Genomic DNA, 22,260 nt, shown 5'->3' on the forward strand with positions numbered 1-22,260 from the left:
CACGTTAAATTAATACAAATATAATATACAGAAAGGTTCTTGCTTAATTTAGGGAAATGATATTTACTTGATCAAGTTTGTAGAATTTATGAGGATGAGCCAAAAGACGAAAAAAAGGAGAAGAATGTATGAAAAAAAGATTATTTAGTCTTGTTCTTGCACTTACAGTAGCTGCAGGCTGTCTTGTTGGCTGTGGCGGCTCTAAGTCAGAGAAGAAGGCAGATGCAACGAATTCTTCAGAAGCAGGTGGAGAGAAGATTCTTCGTGTGGCATCTGAGGATCCACAGGTACCGCTGGATATGCAGCTGAATACTTACAGTATTATCATGAAGATAACAGACAATGTTACAGAGTCATTGCTGTTAACGAATGAAAAAGGTGAACTTGAGCCTACATTGTTGGAAGAGATGCCTACATTGTCTGATGATAAGCTGACTTATTCTTTCACATTGAAAGATGGTGTTACTTTCCACAATGATGCACCGCTTACAAGTAATGATGTAAAGTATTCTCTTCAGAGAATGGTAAGAAAGTACAAGATGTCTAGTTTGTTGGAAAAGGTAGAAGGATATCAGGCATACTTTGATGAGCAGGCTGATGAGATCACAGGTATTGAAATTGTTGATGATAAACACTTCAATATTCATATGTCAGAGGTTTATACACCTTTCTTATCAGCACTTTCCACACCTTACTGCGCAATTTATCCTGCAGAAGCATGTGAAGAGGCTGGTGATAACTGGGGTATGACAGTGCTTTATGGTACAGGTCCATTTAAGCTGGTAAGTTATAAGACAGGCGTTGGTGTTGAACTTACTAAGAATGAGAATTACCATGGTGGAGACGTAAAACTGGATGGTATCAAATACACATTTATTGATGATCCGAACACTGGTGTCCTTGAATATCAGAAAGGTAACATTGATGTAGTTTATCTGGATTCCTCCCTGTATCCTACATATGCAAACGGAGAGCTGAAAGACGAACTTTATTCTTTCAATCCAGTTGGCGGTTACTATCTGAACTTCAATGTAAATGAAGTAAAAGAAGTTAAAGTGCGTGAGGCTATGACATACGCAGTTGACAGAAAAGCACTGTGTGACAGCGTATTATTTGGAACAGCAATACCGAACTCCAACTTCATACAGGATGGTCTGATTGGAGCAGATGACAGTGCAGAGCAGTTCGAGTATGATCCAGAGAAGGCAAAAGCACTTTTGGCAGAAGCTGGTTATCCGAATGGATATGATTTAACAATGACTGTAAATACAAAGTATCCTACTTCAGTGAAGATTGCTACAGCTATCCAGGCACAGATGGCAGAAGCTGGTATCCGCGTTGAGATCGAACAGGTCGACAGTGCAGCATGGACAGATATGAAGAAAGCAGGAAAAGTAACTTGTGGTATTGGTAACTGGTATGTTGACTACAATGACCCGGATAGTATGTTATATCCGATGAGTGATGGCCGTACAGATCTTTCTTCAAGTTTCTTCCACAATGATGAATTCAAACAGTTAATGATTGAAGGTATTCAGACGGAAGATACTGCAAAGAGACAGGAAATCTACGCAAAAGCAGATCACATCCTGACACATGAGCAGTTCCCAGTGGTAATGCTTTATAACGAGACAATGTTCTATTTGAAAAAACCTTATGTAAAGAATTTTGAAGTTACTTTTACATATCGAACAATGTTTAAAGACGCAGATATTGAGTACTAGATTTTCAAAACGAATAAGATAGGAAATAGCTACGGCTGTACTCTTAGTCCGTAGCTATTTCTATGATTATAGGAAAAGTAGTCATAGATGATTGCTGTTTTAGATAAAAACAGCACAAAAGAATAAAAAAAGGAGGGGCTTCCTTGTTTTCATACACATTAAAAAGACTGGGACAGACAGTTCTGGTTCTGATCGGAATTACGCTGATCACATTTTTGCTCTTGAATGTCGTACCGGGAGATCCGGTGGCGATGATGCTGGATAAGCGTGCGGACGAAGCTACTATTGAGAAAGTCCGCCATGAAATGGGACTTGATGTTCCGCTTCATGAGCAATATATTGATTTTGTGGAAGGCGCAGTAAAGTTAGATTTTGGAACATCTTACTTTACAAAAGAGGTAGTAATTGATGCTATTGTTCGTTGTTTTAAAGTAACTGTAAAACTGGCTGCGATGTCATTTCTGTTTGCAGTGGTGCTGGGTGTCACGTGTGGTATGATTGCCGCGGTCTACCGAGGCAAGTGGATAGATTCGACGTTGATGACGTTATCTGTAGTCGGAGTATCAGCTCCGTCTTTCTGGATTGCAATCATTTTGCAGATTTTAATAGGATTAAAATTGGATCTTCTGCCAATCTCTGGATTTGATGGTCCTTTAAATTATATTTTGCCAAGTATTGCTCTTGGTACCCGTTATGCAGGAAGTATTGCACGTATTACAAGAACTAGTATGCTGGATGTTATTAAGCAGGATTACATTCGTACAGCGCGTTCAAAAGGTGTGAAAGAATCTCTTGTCATTATGAAGCATGCGCTTAAGAATGCCATGATTCCAATTGTTACACTGGTAGGTACAGAACTTGGTAATATGTTGACTGGTTCTATGCTGATCGAGAAAGTATTCTCCATTCCTGGAATCGGTAAGCTGGCAGTAGATGCCATGAGTAACCGTGACCTTCCGCAGCTTCAGGGAACGGTAGTATACATTGCCCTTGTATTTGTTGTTGTCAATCTGGTTGTTGACCTTTCTTATGCCCTGATTGACCCTAGAATTCGTTACGGGAAAGGAGAGGGCTAATGAAGATTAATATTTTTAATAAACAGAAAAAATTTGAAGAAGAAGTCCTGTCTGGTGAATATGCCGTTGGGGATATGGAATATTCCAGTTATTATAAAGACAGTTTCAAACGACTGAAGAAGAATAAAATGTCCATGTTCTGTTTGTTTGTGATTTTGTTGTTGATTCTTATTGCTATTTTTGCACCGTTGCTTGCACCATATGATCCGACTGTACAGGATTATGCATCCATTTTACAGGGACCATCCAAGCAGCATTTACTCGGTACAGATGAGTATGGACGAGATATTTTATCCAGAATTATTTACGGAACAAGAATTTCCTTAAGTGTTGGTATTCTTGCACAGGTTATTGCAACAATCATCGGAGTGACTATGGGATCTTTGGCTGCTTATTATGGTGGTTGGGTAGATACACTGATTTCCCGTATCATGGAGATCTTTGCTGCATTCCCAGATCTGATTTTTGCAATGGCGATTATGTATGTATTAGGTGCAGGTATGAAGAATATCTTCGTTGCCTTGGGACTTTTGACCTGGGTGCGTACGGCACGTATGATTCGTGGTTCCATTTTACAGTTAAAGGAGAAAGAGTATGTAGAAGCGGCTAAGGCAAGTGGTGCATCCCCGTTCTATATTATTACAAGACATCTGATCCCGAACTGTATTTCAACAATCATCGTACTTGTAACATTAGGTATTCCGAATGCAATTATGTATGAAGCATCATTAAGCTTCTTAGGATTGGGTATCCAGCCTCCAACACCGAGTTGGGGATCTATGATCAGTTTTGCTCAGTCCTATATCAGTTACCTGCCAGGTTATAGTATCTTCCCAGGTCTTGCAATCATGATTACGGTTATCGCGTTCAACATTTTTGGTGATGGTCTTCGTGATGCACTGGATCCTAAGATGAAGAATCAGTAAGAAAGGGGAAGAAAAATGTCAGAAAAACTACTTGAAGTAAAGAACTTAAAGACGTATTTTTATACAGATGAAGGTGTCGTAAAATCTGTAGATGATGTTTCTTTCGATGTAGAGAAAGGCAAGACCCTTGGTATTGTAGGAGAATCCGGTTGCGGAAAAAGTATTACATCTCTTTCTATCATGCAGCTGGTAGAGACTCCACCGGGAAAAATTGTGGGTGGAGAAATCATTTATCAGGGCGAAAACCTTCTGGAAAAGAATAAAGATCAAATGCGTAAGATTCGTGGCGGCGAAATCGCTATGATCTTCCAAGAGCCGATGACTTCTCTGAATCCGGTGTTTACGGTAGGTAAACAGATTATGGAAGCATTGAGACTCCATACAGATCTGGATAAGGAAAAAGCAAAAGAACGTGCAATTGAGATGCTGAAGCTTGTAAAAATCCCGCTTCCGGAGAAGCGTTTTAACGAGTATCCGCATCAGTTGTCTGGTGGTATGCGTCAGCGTGTTATGATTGCAATGGCATTGTCCTGTAATCCGAAACTTTTGATCTGTGACGAGCCGACAACGGCGTTAGATGTAACGATTCAGGCACAGATTCTGGATCTGATCAATGAATTAAAAGAAAAGCTGGGAACTTCTGTAATGATGATCACTCATGATCTGGGTGTTATTGCAGAGGTGGCAGATGATGTAATGGTTATGTATGCCGGAAAAGTAGTAGAGTACGGTTCTGCTGATGATATATTTGAATCTCCGAAGCATCCATACACAAGCGGTCTTATGAACTGTATTCCAAAATTAACAGATGAGGATCATACTCGTCTGGATGTAATCAAAGGAATGGTTCCAAGCTTTGACCAGATGCCTAAGGGTTGTGCATTTTGTCCGCGTTGTTCAGAGGCAAAGGATATCTGCCGTGAGCGTATGCCAGAGCTGATGGATGTGAATGGACATAAGGTTCGCTGCTTTAAATATTCTAAGGAATGGGAGGAAGCCTAATGAGTGAAGAAAATAAAACACCTTTGTTAGAGGTAAAAGATCTGAAAAAATGGTTTCCTGCGAAAAGTTCACCGTTTTCCAAGGAAAAGGTATTTATCAAGGCAGTAGACGGCGTCAGCTTTACCTTGAATGCAGGGGAAACGCTGGGAGTAGTAGGAGAGTCTGGTTGTGGTAAATCTACTATGGGCCGTTCTGTCTTACGTTTGCTGGAACCTACCGACGGACAGGTGCTGTTTGAGGGAAAAGATTATACAGCACTGAAAAGCTCAGAGCTTGCAAAATCACGTAGTGATCTACAGATTATTTTCCAGGATCCGTATGCATCATTGGATCCTAGAATGACAATCGGTGATATTATTGGAGAGCCACTGGATATCCAGTTGAAACTTCCTACAAAAGAGCGTATGGAGCGAGTGCTGAAGACTATGGAACGTGTAGGTCTGAATACGCGATACGTGAACCGCTATCCGCATGAATTTTCAGGAGGTCAGCGTCAGAGAATCGGTATTGCCAGAGCAATTGTTCTTGGACCAAAGCTGATGGTATGTGATGAGCCGGTATCTGCATTGGACGTATCTGTTCAGGCACAGGTATTGAATCTTTTGATGGATCTGCAGAAAGAAATGGGCATGGCATATATTTTCATTTCTCATGATTTAAGTGTCATCAAACATATTTCTGACCGAATCATGGTAATGTATCTTGGTCATGTGGTGGAACTGGCAGATAAAGATGATCTTTATAAGAGAACAATGCATCCGTATACGACAGCACTGTTATCGGCTATTCCGGTACCGGATCGTAAACATAAAAAAGAAAAAATCGTTCTGGAGGGAGATTTGCCAAGCCCGGCGAATCCACCATCAGGTTGTGTATTCCACACCAGATGTTATAAAGCTCAGGAAATCTGTAAGACGCAGGTACCTGAACTTCGTGATTGTGGAAATGGTCATTGCTGTGCATGCCATTTTCCGGAAAATCAACCAGAATAAAATAGTGTTCCAATAAAATTATTATATACGGGGGAAGAGAAAAATGAAAATTACAGGAATCAAAGTTCGTCAAGTGGAAGTACCATTAATTGAGCCTTTCCGCATTTCTTTGGGAGTGATTACTCATTCTCACAGTGCTATCGTATCTGTAGAGACAGATGAAGGTCTCGTTGGATATGGTGAAGGTGCTCCGGCTATCCTGATTTCAGGAGAGAGCTTATCCGGTACAAACGATGTCATTAAGGCAATGGAGAGAGAACTCATTGGTGTAGATCCTACTGATCTGGAAAAAGTATACTGGATCATGGATCGTACTGCAGCACATTCCGGAAGTGCAAAGAATGCTATTGATATGGCTTGCTATGATCTCCTTGGCAAGAAAGCAGGTATGCCAGTGTACAAACTGCTTGGTGGACACAAGAACTTCATCGAGACAGATATGACAGTCGGAATCGACACACCAGAAGTTATGGCAGCTAAAGCTAAGAAGCATGTGGCAGATGGTTTTGATACAATTAAAACTAAAGTAGGTACATCTTTTGATGAAGATCTTGCAAGAGTAAAAGCAATCCGTGAGGCTGTTGGTGATGATGTTAAGATCCGTGTAGATGCAAACCAGGCATGGGGTGCAAAAGAAGCTGTTCGTTTGATCGAGCGTCTGAACGAATACAATCTTGAGCTTGTAGAGCAGCCGGTTCCATATCATGATATTGCTGGCCTTGAGTATGTTACAAAACATTCTATCGTGCCAATTATGTCTGATGAGAGTTGCTTCAATTCAAAAGATGCACTTCGTCTTGTAGAGCGTCGTGCAATTGATTACCTTAACATCAAGCTGATGAAGTGCGGCGGTATCCGTGAGGCACTTAAGATCAATGCAATCTGCGAGTCAGCAGGTATTGAGGTTATGCTTGGATGTATGGCAGAAGAGAGTAATCTGGGTATTACTGCAGCAGCCAGCCTTGGTGCAGCAACAAAGAATATTACTCGTGCAGATCTGGATGCAATCTTTACATTGACAGATATGCCATTCAAGGGTGGTGTGATTGTAGAGGATACAAAGAAACTGGTACTCCCTGAAGTTCCAGGATTTGGATTTATTGGTTTTGAGAACGAACAGTAATATAAATTAGTTTGTGTGGAGGTATAACTCATGTATCAAGATTTATCTTTTATGACGATTCCGCTTCCGGAGGACGTTCTGAAATTAAAAATTTATGGTGATTATGCCGGAGCCCAGAAAATGATTCGTTATTTCCTGGAAGAGAAGGATATTCCACAGGCGCTTAGAAAACGTCTGGAAATCGAACAGGAAGTCATTGGTGTTATGGGTGGAAATGAATATCCATTTACATATGATGAAGCATTGGAGATTATGACTAGTCATCTGCGTGATTTCAAAAAAGAAGAGTTAGATCATCTGAAAGAAATCAGTGCAGCAGATTGGATTTATATTGACGGAGAGGTACATTTTCAGCGTCGATTCTATGAAAATCTGATTAAGACTCGTCCAGACTTAGCTGAGCGTGTAATTGTAGAGAATCCAGAGGATGAAAAGGAAAATAATCTGAAGCAGAAGCTGCTGAACGGAAATATACATTACATGAAGGAGCATGGTGGAAGAACTGTACGCACTCGTATACGTTCAACGATAAAAGCTAAGAAAGAATTCGAAGAGGCAGGACGCAAGGTTCGTGTACATCTTCCGATTCCGAAGGTATACGAGCAGGTTTCTAATGTAGAGATCCATGCATCTAATCCGGAGATTACTTATATAGCACCTGAAGATGCACCGCAGAGAACAGTGTATTTTGAGACTGAACTGAAAGCAGATCAGGAATTTATGGTAGATTATTCATTTGACTACCATGTAAATTATGTAGAGTTAGATCCTGCCAAGGTATCTGAAGAACAGCCGGATTTCTGTCTGGAAGAGCAGGCACCACATATCGTATTCACTCCTTACTTAAGAGAGCTGAGAGACGAGCTGGCAGGTGATGAGACGAATCCAATTATTTTGGCGCGTCGATTCTATGATTTTGTGACAACAAAAGTTATGTATTCTTTCATGAGAGAGTATTTTACAATTGAGTGTATTCCAGAATACTGTGCAATTAACCTGAAAGGTGATTGTGGTGTACAGGCACTGTTATTCATTACACTTTGCCGCATGTCCGGAATTCCGGCACGTTGGCAGTCAGGTCTGTATGCAACAGAGTATTATACAGGATGTCATGATTGGGCACAGTTTTATGTAGCACCTTACGGATGGGTATTTGCAGATCCTTCCTTTGGTGGAAGTGCATGGCGCGCAGGAGAGAAAGAGCGTTGGAACTATTACTTTGGTAATCTGGATATTTTCCGTATGCCAGCCAACTCTGAAATCCAAAAAGAATTTATGCCGGAGAAAAAATGGCTCCGCATCGATCCGATTGATAATCAGAGAGGAGAATTTGAGTACGAGGATCATGGTCTTCGTTTCTCCCAGTTGGAGGTATCACAGGAACTGATTTCTATGGAAGATATTGAAAAATAAGCAGACAATTACAGGGGATAAAACCAGTGATTGAATGAAAAAAGGCTTCGGGGAGCAAAAAATGCCTCTCGAAGCCTTCGTTGTATAATACAGAAGGATATTTCGGTGATATCAAAGAAAACGAAAATTTCCGCCGTTTTAATTACCGTTCCGCAGATAAAGTGTACAAAGAATTCATGTTGTCTGCAATCGGAAGGAATATAAATAAATACTGCCGTTTTCTCAATGAAAAATTAAAGAAGTTTGAGGGAAAAACAACGAAAAAAACAGCTTGATCAAAAGTGTGGCTGTAAAAATCCAGACAAGGGATTTTTGCGGCCAAAAATAAATTTCATCTTTCATAGAGAAAAGGATCCCTCGCAAGGTAGACGGCTAACAAACCTTGTCCTTGCAGGGATCCTTTTAATTGCTACTGGAGATGCCGAAATGTGGTATTAACCGAAAGCCCCTTTTATATTGCGCCAGGGGCAAAATACACAACACGGAGCAATTCATGGGCGTAATTATAAAGATTTCAGTTCCTGATAGACTCTTCCGATCGGAAGTCCGACTACATTGTTATAATCACCTTTGATTTCTTTTACATGAATTGCAAAATTCCCCTGAATGCCATAGGCTCCGGCTTTATCCATAGGGTCTTTGGATTCTACATAACGGTGCAAATCTTCCTTATCAATTGGATAAAGAGTGACATCCGTCTGTACAAAAAAGGTTTTTGTCTTTTTTTCACCATTTTTTTTCTGAATCAATGAAACACCTGTATAGACTTGATGCGTGCGGTCTGCAAGCATAGACAGCATGTCATAGGCTTCCTGTTTGTCGACTGGTTTTCCAAGAATTTCATCGCGATAGACTACAATAGTATCAGAACCAATGACCGTGTAATCGTTCAAATCAGTAATTTTTCCATAAACATTTTCAGCTTTTTGGTGTGCCAGTTCCATGACAACATCAGAAGGGATTTCTTTTGTAATCTTTTCATCAACGTCAGAAGGAATTACTTCAAATTCAAGTCCGGTGCGGGCAAGAAGTTCACGTCTTCTCGGAGACTGGGATGCCAGAATATATTTCATAATGAATACCTCTCTTTTCTGTAAAAATCAATACTTTTATGGTAAACTGAAATGAGTGAACTTGCAAGAGAAAACTTGTCTGTGATGCAGGTGAGGGATTCTTGAATAATCGAGGAGGGGAAATGATGTATATTAGTGAACTTATGACTGGTGCGCCGACAAACGAAAGATGTCCACTGGAGCGCCGTATGTACGAGACTTTAGATAAATTGAAGATTCCATATGAGCGTGTGGACAATGACCCGGCAGCGAGCATGGAGGAGTGTGCAGAGGTGGACAAAGTTCTTGGAACTGAAATCCGGAAAAACGTGTTTTTATGTAACCAGAAAAAGACAACATTTTTCCTGCTTGTCATGCCGGCAAATAAATCCTTCGACACAGCAGCTTTCAGTAAGAAACTGGGTGTATCCCATATGTCATTTGCACCGCCGGAGAAAATGCTTAAGCATCTTGGAACGACACCGGGATCAGCCAGTGTGGCAGGACTTCTCGTGGACGAAGACGACTATGTGCAGGTAATTGTAGATAAAGAAGTGGCAGAGAGTGAATGGTTCGGTTGTAATCCGGGCATCAATACCAGCCATCTGAAATTTAAGACACAAGATTTATTGCAGAAGTTTTTGCCAAAGATTCACCACAGAGCAAGGATTGTAGATTTGTAAATACTGGTAATAAAAAACAGAATACATTTATATGTAATGGTATTAGAGATATTGATATAGAGAGAAGAAAGAAGAAGTGACATGAAATCAGCAGACGATTTAAGACAGTTATTACAAAATATTGATAGAAAAAGTTATCCGGCTTATAAGGGTACGAAAGGAGTATATCGATTTGGCAAATATGCATTGGGAATCGACCATGTACAGGGAGATCCGTTTGCGGCACCGTCCAGCCTTCATATTGAAGTTTCGGGAAAAGTGGCTGCATTTCCAGAATATCTTTATGACGAAAAATGGAAACAGATTGCACTTGAGGATTATCTGATCCGTCAGTTTGGAGCAGCAATCGGAAAATATTCATTTCAGGCGAAAGGATCCGGAAAGAGTGGAATTATTTCTGTGACTAGATGTGGTCAGGAAATTCTAAAGCGGAGCGCCTGTGAGATCAATCCGGCAAATGGAAACATTCGCATGCGATTTGAGGCTGGATTTCCGGCAAATGGAAGAACCATCAATGCAAGAGAGCTTTCAAAAATTTTATTCGATTATCTCCCGGAGTGCGTGGAGAGTTCTCTTTTCTATGCAAGACAAGATAAGAAAAAAGTGGAGCGTGTCATGGAGCTATCCGTAGACCAGCAATATATCCGTGAGCAGTTAAAAGAACAGGGACTTGTAGCGTTTGTGGCAGATAAAGCCGTTCTTCCGCGTGAGTCGGGTGTCTCAGCAAAGCCGATGAAAGGAGCTGTGCCATTTGCTTCGCCGGAATCGATGAAAGTGACCATGGATTTACCATACGCAGGCAAAATCACAGGTATGGGCATCAAAAAAGGAATCACCTTGATTGTGGGTGGTGGCTATCACGGAAAATCTACCCTTCTAAAAGCGTTGGAAATGGGCGTATATCCACACATTGCAGGTGATGGCAGGGAATATGTCATTACAGAGTCAGATGCAGTGAAAATCCGCGCTGAGGACGGCAGAAGCATCAAAGACACAGATATTTCTATGTTCATTAATGACCTGCCAAATGGAAAAGATACGAAAACATTTTCCACGGAGGATGCCAGCGGAAGCACGTCCCAGGCGGCAAATGTGGTGGAGGCCATGGAGTCTGGTGCTGCGACCCTTCTCATTGATGAGGACACATCAGCGACCAACTTCATGGTGCGTGATGAGTTGATGCAGAGAGTGATTCACCGGGATATGGAGCCGATTACACCATTTATTGAAAGAATGCGTGATTTATATGAAAATCAGGGCATTTCCACAATTCTAGTTGCGGGAAGCTCCGGGGCATATTTTCAGGTAGCAGATGTGGTGATTCAGATGGATCGGTATGTCCCAAAAGAAATTACGGCTCTTGCAAAAGAGGCTGCCAGCCAGTATCCGGCACTGGAATTGCCAGAAGGAAATGTAAAACTACCAGAGTCCAGACGATGCCCGAAGAAAAATACAGGACTGATTCATAAAGGACGCATCAAGATTAAGACCATGGGAAGAGACGGCGTAGTCCTGAACCATGAAAACATTGATCTTCGGTATGTGGAACAGCTTGCAGATTCCGAACAGCTTACCTGCCTGGGGCATCTGCTGCGCTATATGGAAGAGCATGAATTTGACAGCAGTAAAGAAGCTGGACAGATCATCGAACGACTGATGAAGAAGCTGGAAGTGGAAGGATTTACGGTGGTCTGTGAGAGTGAAAATGTTCCAGGCAATCTGGCAATGCCGAGAAAACAGGAGGTATACGCATGTGTGAACCGGTATCGGGGCATGAAGTTGTAAAGGAAAAGAAAGATTGCAATAATCTGGAAAAAGAAACTGTAGGTTTAGAAAAGGTAAAAGTAATCGCAAGAATTCACACAGATTTTCCAACTAAATTTGGAGTTCCAAGGCAAAGTGGGCTTTCCGATGCGGCTGGACTTGTTGTATTTGAACCGGAGTTTCGCCAGCCGGATGCTTTGAGAGGAATCGAAGAATACACACACCTGTGGATTCTGTGGGGATTTTCGGAAGTAAGACAAGAATCCGGTACATGGAAAGCGACCGTACGGCCTCCGAGACTTGGAGGAAATGAACGAGTCGGAGTATTCGCCTGTCGTTCTCCTTACCGACCGAATCCAATCGGACTGTCTTGTGTAAAGCTGGAACGAATCATTTCTCATGAAAAGTACGGAATGTGCCTGCTTGTATCAGGAGTAGACATGATGGACCAAACACCAATTTACGATATCAAGCCGTATCTGCCGTATGTGGATGCACACCCGGAGGCGAGCGGAGGATTTGCGCAAAAAAAACAGACCTATCATCTGGAAGTACAGATACCTGATGAGGGTATGAAAAAGATTCCGGAAGAAAAGAGAAAAGTCGTGATGCAGATACTGAGTCAGGATCCAAGACCTTCTTATCAGAATGACCCGGAGAGAGTATATGGCATGGGATTTGCTGGGTTTGAGGTGAAATTTCGTGTAGAGGGAAGCACACTTTACGTGGTAAGTGTGACGAAAAAGCAAAAAGAATGATATAAGATATATTAACATTAAAAAGATCATTTGCGAAAAAGTGTAGATGGTCTTTTTAAGTGCATTTTATGAAAGAAGTATATCTTGATTTCTTTACTGAGAAAAATTTATGAAAAAAGAACTTGCAATATACCCTTAAGGGGTATATACTGTCACTGTAATCAAGAAAGGTGTGCATACTATGGAAGAAAAGAAAGAATGTTGTTGTCATAAGAAAAAGGAGCGGACAGAAAAGGAATACAAGGATCTTCTGAACCGCTTAAGCCGGATTGAAGGCCAGGTACGAGGAATTAAGCGTATGGTGGAAGAGGACGCATACTGTACGGATATTCTGATTCAGGTTTCAGCGGTCAATGCGGCGCTGAATAGCTTTAACAAGGCGCTTCTTGCTAATCATATCCGCACTTGCGTAGCGGAAGATATCCGTGCAGGGAAAGAAGAGACAATCGATGAACTGGTTGCCACGCTCCAAAAACTTATGAAGTAATAGTTAGGCAGGTGTATTAATGATGGAACAATATACAGTGACAGGAATGAGCTGTGCGGCCTGCAGTTCCAGAGTAGAGAAGGCTGTGTCAAAGGTGCCGGGTGTTACATCCTGCTCGGTCAGTCTTCTGACGAACTCCATGGGAGTCGAAGGAACAGCAACGTCAGCTCAAATTATAGAAGCAGTGGAAAATGCCGGATATGGTGCATCGCTGAAAGGTGCAGCAAATGAAAAGACAGGCAGTGCTGCCGGAAACAATGATGATTTTTTGAAAGACAGAGATACACCAGTATTGAAGCGGAGGCTGATTGCTTCTTTATGTTTCCTTATACCACTTATGTATCTGTCCATGGGACATATGATGTGGAACTGGCCATTGCCAGGATTTATGGCGGACAATCATGTGGCAATGGGACTGGCTCAGTTGCTTTTGACTACGATTGTTATGGTCATCAACCAGAAGTTCTTTATCAGCGGATTTAAAGGACTGATTCATAAAGCGCCGAATATGGACACACTGGTTGCCCTTGGTTCTACAGCCTCTTATGGATACAGTGTTTATGCGCTGTTTGCTATGACAGATGCGCAGATGCGCATGGATATGGATGCCGTGGTGTCATATATGCATGAATTCTATTTTGAGTCTGCAGCTATGATCCTGACTCTTATTACGGTTGGAAAGATGCTGGAGGCACGTTCCAAAGGTAAGACGACAGATGCTCTTAAGAGTCTGATGAAACTGGCTCCGAAGACGGCAGTACTGCTCCGCGATGGAAAAGAAGAAACGGTTTCCATTGAGCAGGTGAAAAAAGGAGACATTTTCATAGTAAAACCTGGTGAAAATATACCAGTAGATGGTATTGTTCTGGAAGGAAACAGTGCGGTCAATGAGGCAGCTCTGACCGGTGAGAGCATTCCGGTAGATAAGGCGCCAAATGATACAGTATCTGCTGCGACAGTCAATCAGTCCGGTTTCTTAAAATGTGAGGCTTCTAGAGTCGGAGAGGACACAACACTGTCCCAGATTATTCAGATGGTCAGCGACGCGGCGGCAACAAAAGCACCGATTGCAAAGATTGCAGACCGGGTATCAGGTGTATTTGTACCAACGGTTATTACAATCGCAGTGATTACGATTGTTGTGTGGCTTTTAGCCGGTCAGAGCGTCGGATTTGCTCTCGCTAGAGGAATTTCCGTACTTGTTATCAGTTGCCCATGTGCCCTTGGACTTGCCACTCCGGTCGCAATTATGGTTGGAAATGGTATGGGCGCGAAAAATGGAATTATGTTCAAGACAGCCGTTTCTCTGGAAGAGACAGGAAAAATGGAAATTGTTGCTCTTGATAAAACCGGAACTATAACAAGTGGCGAACCTCAGGTCACAGATATTCTCCCTGCAAATGGAATAAGTGAATCTGAATTACTGGTTCTTGCGTACATTTTGGAGAAGAAGAGTGAACACCCACTTGCAAAAGCGATCACAGGACGTGTAGAATCAGAAGTAGAGCAGTCTGAGCGAGAAAAATTGACAGAAGTATCTGACTTTCAGGCAGTTCCGGGAAATGGACTTTCCGGTAAAATAGGTGGCGCAGAAGTTCTTGGCGGAAACTTGAACTATATCGGACAGTATTCCGAAGTATCTGAAGAAATGAAGCGTCAGGCAGAACATTTGTCCGAACAGGGAAAAACACCACTATTCTTCAGCCAGAACGGAACATTTATGGGAATTATTGCAGTGGCTGATGTTATCAAAGAAGACAGTCCGAGAGCGGTAAAAGAACTTCAGAACATGGGAATACACGTTGTTATGCTCACAGGTGACAATGAGCGTACTGCAAAAGCAATCGGCGCGCAGGCAGGTGTTGACGAGGTGATTGCAGGCGTACTTCCGGAAGGAAAAGAAAGCGTGATCCGAAGACTTAAGACAAAAGGAAAAGTTGCCATGGTCGGTGACGGTATCAACGATGCACCGGCACTTACAAGAGCAGATATGGGAATCGCAATTGGAGCCGGAACAGATATTGCCATTGACGCGGCAGACGTAGTACTGATGAAGAGTCGCCTAAGTGACGTGCCGGCAGCTATCCGCATGAGCCGTGCAACACTTCGGAACATTCATGAAAATCTGTTCTGGGCATTCTTCTACAATGTTATCGGAATCCCACTGGCAGCAGGTATCTGGTATCCATTATTTGGACTGAAACTGAATCCAATGTTCGGTGCGGCAGCCATGAGCTTATCCAGCTTCTGTGTTGTTACAAATGCATTGAGACTGAATCTCTTCAAAATGTATGACGCGAGCAAAGATAAAAAAATAAAACATAAAAAAGAAAGTAAAAAGAAACAGGAGGAATCAACCATGACAAAGACAATGAAAATCGAAGGAATGATGTGCGGACACTGTGAGGCAAGAGTAAAGAAAACTCTGGAAGCAATTGATGGTGTCAAAGAGGCAGTTGTAAGCCACGAGGCAGGAACAGCCGTAGTGACATTGGAAAAAGAGGTTGCTGATGAAGTGCTTAAAAATGCAGTAGAGGCACAGGACTATCCGGTAAAAGGAATCGAGTAGAAGATTAATAAAATGAATCGTGCGGTCATATATTTACTACAAAAGTATGTGTTGGAGCACAGATTATGAAAAAGTTTCTGGTGTGGTTATTCTGCTTGATTCTACTGACACAGCCGGTTTTTGCGCAGTCTGAAAAACTGATTATTCTGAATACGAATACGGGACAGAATACAGACGCAGACACTGGCCAGAACGCTGGAGCAGGAGAGCAGAATTCATCGGATACAACAGAAAATACAGATAATGTAAATACGCAGCAGACGGGAAATGTGGACATCTCCGCACCGTCTGCTCTTTTAATGGAAGCATCTACGGGACAGGTAATCTATGAAAAAGATGCAGATTCCAAGAGACCTCCGGCAAGTGTCACAAAGGTCATGACACTGTTATTGATTTTTGATGCCTTAAAAGATGGAAAAATACATTTAGAGGACGAAGTGACGACATCGGAATATGCAGCTTCCATGGGTGGCTCCCAGGTATTCTTAGAACCTGGTGAAGTGCAGACAGTAGAGACACTGATAAAATGTATTTCCGTAGCCAGTGCCAACGACGCGTGTGTCTGCATGGCAGAGTACATTTGTGGAAATGAGCAGGAATTTGTAAATCAGATGAATGAACGGGCGAAAGGCCTTGGCATGGAGAATACGCATTTTGTCAACTGTAATGGACTGGATGCGGATGGACATGTGACGACAGCCAGAGACATTGCGCTTATGTCCAGAGAGCTGATCCATACATATCCACAGATTTTTGATTACTGCAATATCTGGATGGAGGATATCACACACACGACGAAAAAGGGCTCTACACAGTTTGGACTTACAAATACGAACAAAATGATCCGGCAATACGAATATGCGACAGGTTTGAAGACGGGCTCGACCAGTCTGGCGAAGTTCTGTATTTCTGCAACAGCCAGAAAAGATGATACAGATCTGATTGCGGTCATTATGGCAGCAGACGACAACAAAGCAAGAATGCGGGATGCTATTACTCTGTTGAATTATGGCTTTGGAAAATGTCAGAAATATCAGGAAGACAAAGTAAACAAAATCCCGAATGTGCCGGTAAAGCATGGTGTGGAGAAAGAAGTTGGTGCCGCGCAAATGGAAACATTTTCCTATGTTGATGTGACAGGAGAAGATTTATCTACGATAAAGAGAAATGTGAAATTAAAAGAAAATGTGACGGCACCGGTCAGACAGGGGGATAAAATAGGCGAAGTAATTTATTCGCTGAATGGAAAAGAGATTGGCAAAGTAGACATTCTTGCAACAGAAGATGTAGAAGAAATCAGTTACGGAAGTGCCATGAAAGAAGCTGTGCGTGGGTGGATGCTGTAAGAAATTGATTGTATAAATATTTACACTTTATTGAGTAGATGCTATTATGATGATAAATAGAAATTCTGTGAGTATTTCTGAAAGAGAAAAAGAGATGGAGAAACTACAATGGAACTTGGTTTAGTGTTGACTTTATGCGGCCTGGGAGTCGCTTTCTGGATTCCGGCTTTGATTATTGCTTTTATTTCACATGGCAAAAAGAAGAATTGTACCATGAATACAATAGGCCTGGTGATTCGAATTAACAGCAGATCATCGGGGGACAGTGGATTGAACTTTTACCCGGTGTATGAATATTATGTGAATGGAATACAATATACGAACGAAGGAGCATCGATCCAGCATCATGTTCCGACGGTGGGTACGAGAATTCCGGTGATGTATAATCCGGCAAAGCCAAAGCAGTCTTACATTCCGGGATATGATAATAAGGTCTATAAGATTCTTACGATTGTATTTGGAATTATTGGGTGCATACCGATTCTTGTATGTATAGGAATTTTTATTTTTACGTGCTTATAATTATAAGCTTGATGAAAGGCTAAAAATGCTACAGTATCAGATTTTAAAATAAAAGAAAAGGAAAAACCTCCCTCACAGTAAAGCGGTGAGAGAGGTTTTTCATGATTAAATCGCTCTTGTATATTCAGCCAGCCACTTGCGTTCATCTTCTTTCATATGTGGTGCAAGTGTCTCGTATACACGTTTATGGTATGCGTTTAGAAGCTCTTTATCTTCGTCAGTCATAATTTCAGGTACGACTGCGTCCAGATCTATCGGTACAAGTGTAATTGGTTTAAAGTATAAGAATCTTCCATATGCGGTTGTCTCACCTTCGCAGATCATCAGTTCATTCTCTGTACGAATTCCGTGAGAACCGGCAATGTAGACACCTGGTTCGTCAGTGATGATCATTCCCGGCTCCAGGGCAATGTCTTGAATTGGAGCCTTATTTCCGAGATAACGGCGGAATCTTGCCGGTTCTTCGTGAATGTTCATAAGATAGCCAACGCCGTGTCCGGTTCCGTGATTGAAGTCTAATCCACGTTTCCAAAGTGGAAGACGTCCGATAACATCTAAGCTTCCACCAGTAGTACCATATGGAAACACTACATTTGCTAGATGCAAGTTACATAAAAGAACGGAAGTAAAGTCTTCTTTCATATTCTGTGGAACATTTCCAAATGCAAAGGTTCTTGTAATGTCTGTGGAGCCTTCCAGATACCCACCGCCGGTGTCTGTAAGGAAGAGACCATTTTCCGTGACTGGTACATTGCTATCTTTGGTTGCGCTGTAGTGAACAATTGCTGCGTGGTCGGCAGAAGCACAGATTGGCTCGAAGCTCTGCCAGAGATATCCGTCCTGTTCTTTCCGAAATTCTTCCAGCTTGTCGGCTGCACTAAGTTCCGTGACAGGAGATTCAGAAGAGATACCAACGTGTGTCTTTAGCCAATGCATAAAACGAGTCACAGCAACCCCATCTTTGATGTGAGCCTGTTCGATATTGTGAAGTTCTGTTTCATTTTTTACAGATTTCATCAATACGGAAGGATTTTCGCTTTCGACAACAGAGACTCCTTCTGGAATGCAGTTACGAAGCGCATAGTTAATACGAGACGGGTCTAAAAGGACAGTCTCTTCTGAATCCAGATGCTTTAAATCTTCGTAAATATCATTGTATGGGTGAAATGTAATTCCGGCAGCAGTCAGGTTATTACACATTTCTTCGGTCAGCTTCTGCTTATCAACGTATAGTTTCATCTCATCCATGGTGATGATGGCGTAGGAGAGAAGAAGAGGAAAATAGTCAATGTCCCGTCCGCGCAGATTGGTAATCCAGCAAATGTCATCCAGGGCAGCAACGACATGAGTAGTAGCTCCGTGTTGTTTTATAGCTTCACGGACGCGGGCAAGTTTTTCCGTTGTAGAAGCACCGGTGTATTTTAATTCCAAGGCAAATGCCGGTTTTGTTGACAGTGCCGGGCGGTCTTTCCAGATCAGGTCGATCAGATCTTCGGAAGTAACAATATGACCATGCTTTTTCTCGGCAATTTCCTGATATGCCTTTCCGTTTTTCATAGAGATGACACGTCCGTCAAAACCGATTGTACCATGTTCCGGTAAATGTTTTTCCAAGAACTCGTTGATACTCGGGACACCTGGTTCCAGCATGCGATAGAGAGTAACCGGAGTGCCTGAAAGCTGTTGCTCGGCCTGTAAGAAATAACGTCCATCTGTCCAAAGTCCGGCGTGATCTAAAGTAATAATCGCGGTTCCGGCGGAACCGTCAAAGCCTGTAATAAATGTTCTGGCCTGAAAATATGCCCCGACATTTTCACTTTGATGAAAATCATCAGTCGGAACAATATAGATATCGTATCCGCGCTCCTTCATAAGTTTTCTCAGCGCGTCAATATGTTCTGAAACTGTCATGATAAAAACCTCCTCGACATGATTTCTAAATCAGTATATAATAATGCAAGGGTGTAAAGATGCATCATAGTTGGGCCTTTTAATCCCGACACCATCATCATTATATAGTATAAATGGACAAAATTCCAGCAAGGAGCTTTTTTTAATGTTAAAAGGAAATGATTTAGATAGTAAAAAATATTTTTTGTTTGATATAGACGGGACACTTGCCATTGATGACACGATTTATGATGGCAGCCGGGAGTTGCTTGATTATATTGAAAGCATTGGCGGACGAGCTTTTTATATTACGAACAATTCGGTCAAAAGCCGAAAAGATTATATAGAGAAATTTAAGAAATGGAATATTTCCGCAGTAGAAAATCAGTTTGTGACTGCATCTTATGCAACATGTAAGTATCTGAAGGAGCACTATGAAGATAAGAAACTGCTTGTAGTAGGAACGCCGTCTTTTGAAGAGGAGTTAAAAAGCTTTGGACTAAAGCTGACCCACGAGGCAGAGGAAGATGTAGCATGCGTAGTTGTGGGATTTGACAGAACACTTGTCTACGAAAAAGTCGAAGAAGCATGTAAGGCATTATTTCGTCCGGAAGTGGATTTTGTCGGAACAAACCCAGATTACCGGTGCCCAACTGCATTTGGCTTCGTCCCTGACTGCGGAGGAATCTGCGAGATGTTGAAAGTGACAACAGATCGGACACCTTACTATGCAGGTAAGCCGAATGCACAGATTGTAAAAATGTGTATGGAGCAGGTAGGTGCGAAACCAGAGGAAGTGCTTGTAGTTGGCGATCGCCTTTACACGGACATTGCATGTGGAATTAACGCGGGAGTGGAAACGGCTCTTGTGTATACAGGAGAGGCAAAGCCAGAGGATCTGGTGGCGACAGAATTTATGCCGGATTATGCATTTGGAAATATCCGAAAGCTGTATGAGGCATTTCGGAAAAGCCGGGAAGCGGTGACGGAAGGGAAAAATCCAGACATACAGATGTGTTCAAAACAGATATAAATAAACGTGTGATAAACAAACGTAAATAAATGGAAGAATAAATCAGGAGAATATCTATGTCGACAACAGGAATCATAATCGGAATACTGGTGGCAGCAGTACTTCTTGTATTTGCGGAAATGTATCGGGAACTTCATACATTTTGCGTGACTCGTTACCAGGTGGCGTCACCGAAGCTTGCAGGGAAGAAAACATGGGTCTTTTTAAGTGACCTGCACAATCAGGTCTATGGAGTGAATAATTGCAGATTAATTGATGCAGTGAAAAAAGAGTCACCGGATCTGATTCTAATCGGTGGGGATATGTTAGTTGGAAAGAACGGACATTCCTATGAATCGGCCCTTGCCTGTGTGAAAGAGCTTGTGAAAATTGCACCAGTCTACTATGCAAATGGAAATCATGAAGAGCGTATGAAATTAAAACCACAGAAGTATGACCAGTCTTATGCTTTATATCGGGAAAAGTTGCTGAATCTGGGAGTACATCTTTTGGAAAATGAATCGATAGTTTTAAGTGATGAATCAAAAGTCCGCCTGACAGGGCTTGAGATTCCACTGGAGTGTTACACGCATTTGAAACGAAGAGAGATGCCAGAGGGAGCAATAAAAGAGCGGATCGGAAATCGGGATCCGGAAGCATTTCAGGTTCTTCTCGCACATAATCCTTCCTATATGAAAGAATACCTTGCCTGGGGAGCAGATCTGATCCTAAGTGGGCATCTGCATGGAGGTATGGTGAGAATTCCGGGAATCGGAGGTGTGATCGGACCGGATTTTGTATTATTTCCAAAGTATTCAGGAGAAATGCGGCGCGTGGGAGACCAGACTGTCATTGTAAGTAAAGGGCTTGGAACCCACACCATTCATATCAGGCTCTTTAATCCGGCAGAGGTTGTTGTTCTGAGTTTAAATAATTGTTGAAAAATGTGAGAGAATCAAGTATAATAGATTGTCAGACCTAAAAGTCATGGAAATTTATGGAGAGTAATGAGACATGGGAATTCCGGTAAAATTGCAGGTGTTCGAAGGACCTCTTGACCTGCTGTTACATTTGATCGATAAAAATAAAATAGATATTTACGATATTCCTATTGTGGAGATTACGAACCAGTATATGGATTATATCAAAGCCATGGAACGGGAAGATCTCAATGTGATGAGTGAATTTCTTGTCATGGCAGCGACGCTTTTGGATATCAAGTGTAAGATGTTGCTTCCAAAGGAAGTAACAGAAGATGGGGAAGAGGAAGACCCAAGACAGGAACTGGTAGAACAACTTCTTCAATATAAGATGTACAAGTATATGTCCTATGAGCTTCGTGACCGAGAGCTGGATGGCGGCAGGACGATGTACAAAGATCCGACTATCCCGGAGGAAGTCATGAATTATGTGGAGCCGGTAGATTTGGACGAACTTTTAGGGGATTTGACATTGGCAACACTGAACCGTGTTTTTCAGGACGTGATCAGGCGTCAGGAAGACAAGATCGATCCGGTAAGAAGCAAATTTGGTAAATTAGAGAAAGAAGAAGTCACGGTTGAGGAAAAGCTGGAGACTGTGACAGATTATGCGAGGGAACACAAGCATTTCAGTTTCCGTACACTTTTGGGCAGCCAGAAGTCCAAGATGCAGACTGTCGTAACATTTCTGGCAGTGTTGCAGTTGATCAAGGAAGGAATCCTGATCGTACAGCAGGAACATGCATTTGATGATATTATGATTACTGCAAATCTTTAACGAAGTGTAGTATTCGTTGGAGAACCGTCTGGATGGTTTTGACAGAAGTAAAAGTGGTTCCCTTAAGAAAAGTCGTCAGATTTATATCAGCTGGGAGATGACTTCCACCTATAGGTGGTGAGAAACAAGCTGGTATCAGTGGTGGGAGTCAATCCCCCAGCTG

19 protein-coding genes and 1 pseudogene are annotated in these 22,260 nt (G+C 42.1%); 18 read left to right on the forward strand and 2 right to left on the reverse strand.

Annotation, left to right across the window (positions count from 1 at the left end):
• Positions 1-128 precede the first annotated feature (128 nt).
• From LI164_RS08825 to LI164_RS16320, 8 genes and pseudogenes are all read left to right on the forward strand, one after another.
• Entirely contained in the window at positions 129-1,724 is a 1,596-nt protein-coding gene (locus tag LI164_RS08825) for an ABC transporter substrate-binding protein (protein WP_005330295.1), read from the forward strand.
• A gap of 143 nt (positions 1,725-1,867) precedes the next feature.
• The gene (locus LI164_RS08830; RefSeq protein WP_005330296.1) at positions 1,868-2,800 is read left to right on the forward strand and encodes an ABC transporter permease; all 933 of its coding nucleotides are present in this window, start codon (positions 1,868-1,870) and stop codon (positions 2,798-2,800) included.
• A complete protein-coding gene (locus tag LI164_RS08835) occupies positions 2,800-3,726 on the forward strand; it encodes an ABC transporter permease (protein ID WP_005330297.1) in 927 nt (308 codons plus the stop codon). Before LI164_RS08830 ends, LI164_RS08835 begins: the two co-directional genes overlap by 1 nt.
• A gap of 15 nt (positions 3,727-3,741) precedes the next feature.
• Positions 3,742-4,728, forward strand: a complete 987-nt coding sequence (locus tag LI164_RS08840; RefSeq protein ID WP_005330306.1) for an ABC transporter ATP-binding protein — start codon at positions 3,742-3,744, stop codon at positions 4,726-4,728.
• On the forward strand, positions 4,728-5,720 hold the full coding sequence (locus tag LI164_RS08845; RefSeq protein WP_117980383.1) for an ABC transporter ATP-binding protein: 993 nt from the start codon (positions 4,728-4,730) through the stop codon (positions 5,718-5,720). Before LI164_RS08840 ends, LI164_RS08845 begins: the two co-directional genes overlap by 1 nt.
• Positions 5,721-5,763: 43 nt before the next feature.
• A complete protein-coding gene (locus LI164_RS08850; protein ID WP_227087012.1) occupies positions 5,764-6,843 on the forward strand; it encodes a mandelate racemase/muconate lactonizing enzyme family protein in 1,080 nt (359 codons plus the stop codon).
• A 30-nt stretch (positions 6,844-6,873) separates the two neighbouring features.
• Positions 6,874-8,256: a transglutaminase-like domain-containing protein gene (locus tag LI164_RS08855; protein WP_117648931.1), complete on the forward strand. Its 1,383-nt coding sequence runs from the start codon at positions 6,874-6,876 to the stop codon at positions 8,254-8,256.
• Positions 8,257-8,345: 89 nt separating this feature from the next.
• Positions 8,346-8,531 (forward strand): annotated as a pseudogene (locus LI164_RS16320) (transposase); the annotation flags it as partial.
• 228 nt (positions 8,532-8,759) lie between these two features.
• Here the strand turns inward: LI164_RS16320 and LI164_RS08865 are convergent.
• Positions 8,760-9,332: a nucleoside triphosphate pyrophosphatase gene (locus LI164_RS08865; RefSeq protein WP_173794335.1), complete on the reverse strand. Its 573-nt coding sequence runs from the start codon at positions 9,330-9,332 to the stop codon at positions 8,760-8,762.
• 122 nt (positions 9,333-9,454) lie between these two features.
• Here LI164_RS08865 and LI164_RS08870 point away from each other — a divergent pair, with 122 nt between their 5' ends.
• The 7 genes from LI164_RS08870 (at position 9,455) to LI164_RS08900 (ending at position 17,437) form a co-directional block, all read left to right on the forward strand.
• On the forward strand, positions 9,455-9,991 hold the full coding sequence (locus LI164_RS08870; RefSeq protein WP_040015214.1) for a prolyl-tRNA synthetase associated domain-containing protein: 537 nt from the start codon (positions 9,455-9,457) through the stop codon (positions 9,989-9,991).
• 81 nt (positions 9,992-10,072) lie between these two features.
• Positions 10,073-11,776: an ABC-ATPase domain-containing protein gene (locus LI164_RS08875; RefSeq protein ID WP_227087013.1), complete on the forward strand. Its 1,704-nt coding sequence runs from the start codon at positions 10,073-10,075 to the stop codon at positions 11,774-11,776.
• Entirely contained in the window at positions 11,743-12,513 is a 771-nt protein-coding gene (tsaA, locus tag LI164_RS08880; RefSeq protein WP_227087014.1) for a tRNA (N6-threonylcarbamoyladenosine(37)-N6)-methyltransferase TrmO, read from the forward strand. The genes LI164_RS08875 and tsaA overlap by 34 nt, the downstream gene beginning before the upstream one ends.
• Positions 12,514-12,694: 181 nt before the next feature.
• A complete protein-coding gene (locus tag LI164_RS08885) occupies positions 12,695-13,000 on the forward strand; it encodes a metal-sensing transcriptional repressor (RefSeq protein WP_117612770.1) in 306 nt (101 codons plus the stop codon).
• A 22-nt stretch (positions 13,001-13,022) separates the two neighbouring features.
• On the forward strand, positions 13,023-15,569 hold the full coding sequence (locus LI164_RS08890; protein ID WP_227087019.1) for a heavy metal translocating P-type ATPase: 2,547 nt from the start codon (positions 13,023-13,025) through the stop codon (positions 15,567-15,569).
• 65 nt (positions 15,570-15,634) lie between these two features.
• Positions 15,635-16,915 (forward strand): D-alanyl-D-alanine carboxypeptidase family protein, encoded by a 1,281-nt coding sequence (locus LI164_RS08895; RefSeq protein WP_227087015.1) that lies wholly within the window; start codon positions 15,635-15,637, stop codon positions 16,913-16,915.
• 108 nt (positions 16,916-17,023) lie between these two features.
• Positions 17,024-17,437, forward strand: a complete 414-nt coding sequence (locus LI164_RS08900; protein WP_118144718.1) for a DUF3592 domain-containing protein — start codon at positions 17,024-17,026, stop codon at positions 17,435-17,437.
• Positions 17,438-17,542: 105 nt separating this feature from the next.
• Here LI164_RS08900 and LI164_RS08905 read toward each other — a convergent pair whose 3' ends face one another.
• A complete protein-coding gene (locus LI164_RS08905; RefSeq protein WP_227087016.1) occupies positions 17,543-19,348 on the reverse strand; it encodes an aminopeptidase P family protein in 1,806 nt (601 codons plus the stop codon).
• A 145-nt stretch (positions 19,349-19,493) separates the two neighbouring features.
• Here LI164_RS08905 and LI164_RS08910 point away from each other — a divergent pair, with 145 nt between their 5' ends.
• From LI164_RS08910 to LI164_RS08920, 3 genes are all read left to right on the forward strand, one after another.
• Positions 19,494-20,360: an HAD-IIA family hydrolase gene (locus LI164_RS08910; RefSeq protein ID WP_118364570.1), complete on the forward strand. Its 867-nt coding sequence runs from the start codon at positions 19,494-19,496 to the stop codon at positions 20,358-20,360.
• A gap of 56 nt (positions 20,361-20,416) precedes the next feature.
• The gene (locus LI164_RS08915) at positions 20,417-21,280 is read left to right on the forward strand and encodes a metallophosphoesterase (RefSeq protein ID WP_227087017.1); all 864 of its coding nucleotides are present in this window, start codon (positions 20,417-20,419) and stop codon (positions 21,278-21,280) included.
• Between the two features lie 73 nt (positions 21,281-21,353).
• On the forward strand, positions 21,354-22,097 hold the full coding sequence (locus LI164_RS08920; protein WP_117648924.1) for a ScpA family protein: 744 nt from the start codon (positions 21,354-21,356) through the stop codon (positions 22,095-22,097).
• The last annotated feature ends 163 nt before the right edge of the window (positions 22,098-22,260 follow it).

It is taken from the genome of Dorea sp. 210702-DFI.3.125 (assembly GCF_020560945.1).
GTDB lineage: Bacteria > Bacillota > Clostridia > Lachnospirales > Lachnospiraceae > Dorea > Dorea formicigenerans.

What these genes read in the sequence shown, in the direction of transcription:
- LI164_RS08825 (WP_005330295.1), top strand. Translation starts at nt 129, where the DNA reads ATGAAAAAAAGATTATTTAGTCTTGTTCTTGCACTTACAGTAGCTGCA.
- LI164_RS08835 (WP_005330297.1), top strand. Translation starts at nt 2,800, where the DNA reads ATGAAGATTAATATTTTTAATAAACAGAAAAAATTTGAAGAAGAAGTC.
- LI164_RS08840 (WP_005330306.1), top strand. Translation starts at nt 3,742, where the DNA reads ATGTCAGAAAAACTACTTGAAGTAAAGAACTTAAAGACGTATTTTTAT.
- LI164_RS08845 (WP_117980383.1), top strand. Translation starts at nt 4,728, where the DNA reads ATGAGTGAAGAAAATAAAACACCTTTGTTAGAGGTAAAAGATCTGAAA.
- LI164_RS08850 (WP_227087012.1), top strand. Translation starts at nt 5,764, where the DNA reads ATGAAAATTACAGGAATCAAAGTTCGTCAAGTGGAAGTACCATTAATT.
- LI164_RS08855 (WP_117648931.1), top strand. Translation starts at nt 6,874, where the DNA reads ATGTATCAAGATTTATCTTTTATGACGATTCCGCTTCCGGAGGACGTT.
- LI164_RS08870 (WP_040015214.1), top strand. Translation starts at nt 9,455, where the DNA reads ATGTATATTAGTGAACTTATGACTGGTGCGCCGACAAACGAAAGATGT.
- LI164_RS08875 (WP_227087013.1), top strand. Translation starts at nt 10,073, where the DNA reads ATGAAATCAGCAGACGATTTAAGACAGTTATTACAAAATATTGATAGA.
- tsaA (WP_227087014.1), top strand. Translation starts at nt 11,743, where the DNA reads ATGTGTGAACCGGTATCGGGGCATGAAGTTGTAAAGGAAAAGAAAGAT.
- LI164_RS08885 (WP_117612770.1), top strand. Translation starts at nt 12,695, where the DNA reads ATGGAAGAAAAGAAAGAATGTTGTTGTCATAAGAAAAAGGAGCGGACA.
- LI164_RS08890 (WP_227087019.1), top strand. Translation starts at nt 13,023, where the DNA reads ATGGAACAATATACAGTGACAGGAATGAGCTGTGCGGCCTGCAGTTCC.
- LI164_RS08895 (WP_227087015.1), top strand. Translation starts at nt 15,635, where the DNA reads ATGAAAAAGTTTCTGGTGTGGTTATTCTGCTTGATTCTACTGACACAG.
- LI164_RS08900 (WP_118144718.1), top strand. Translation starts at nt 17,024, where the DNA reads ATGGAACTTGGTTTAGTGTTGACTTTATGCGGCCTGGGAGTCGCTTTC.
- LI164_RS08905 (WP_227087016.1), bottom strand. Translation starts at nt 19,348, where the DNA reads ATGACAGTTTCAGAACATATTGACGCGCTGAGAAAACTTATGAAGGAG.
- LI164_RS08910 (WP_118364570.1), top strand. Translation starts at nt 19,494, where the DNA reads ATGTTAAAAGGAAATGATTTAGATAGTAAAAAATATTTTTTGTTTGAT.
- LI164_RS08915 (WP_227087017.1), top strand. Translation starts at nt 20,417, where the DNA reads ATGTCGACAACAGGAATCATAATCGGAATACTGGTGGCAGCAGTACTT.
- LI164_RS08920 (WP_117648924.1), top strand. Translation starts at nt 21,354, where the DNA reads ATGGGAATTCCGGTAAAATTGCAGGTGTTCGAAGGACCTCTTGACCTG.